This is a genomic window from Pseudostreptobacillus hongkongensis (genome assembly GCF_001559795.1).
In the GTDB taxonomy this organism is placed as follows: Bacteria; Fusobacteriota; Fusobacteriia; order Fusobacteriales; family Leptotrichiaceae; genus Pseudostreptobacillus; species Pseudostreptobacillus hongkongensis.
The window spans coordinates 1-360 of sequence record NZ_LOHY01000055.1 but is presented as its reverse complement, the minus strand read 5'-3'; the positions used below and the strand labels follow the sequence as shown (position 1 = coordinate 360).

Here is a 360-nt window from a genome sequence, read left to right as displayed (position 1 = left end):
GCGTAGGAGTAGCTGCTTTAATCAAATTTATTGTCTATACCAAAGGGAAAAATGCTAAAAAGTTTAGACAGGGAAAAGAGTATGGCTCAGCAAGATGGGGAAATAAGAAAGATATTGAGCCATACATGGATGAAAAGTTTCAAAACAATATCTTGCTTACCCAGACAGAACGCCTAACTATGAATGGTAGACCGGCTAATCCAAAGTATGCTCGTAACAAGCATGTACTTGTAATCGGTGGATCAGGAAGTGGTAAGACAAGATTTTATGTAAAACCGAACCTTATGCAGATGCACAGTAGCTATTGCGTAACAGATCCGAAAGGAACGATAGTCCTTGAATGTGGCAAGATGCTTGAAG

Annotated in this window: 1 protein-coding gene; it reads left to right on the top strand. The window is 39.4% G+C overall.

The features are described 5' to 3' along the window. The coding region (locus AYC59_RS01365; protein WP_169792209.1) for a type IV secretory system conjugative DNA transfer family protein at positions 1-360 on the top strand (360 nt) is incomplete at both ends.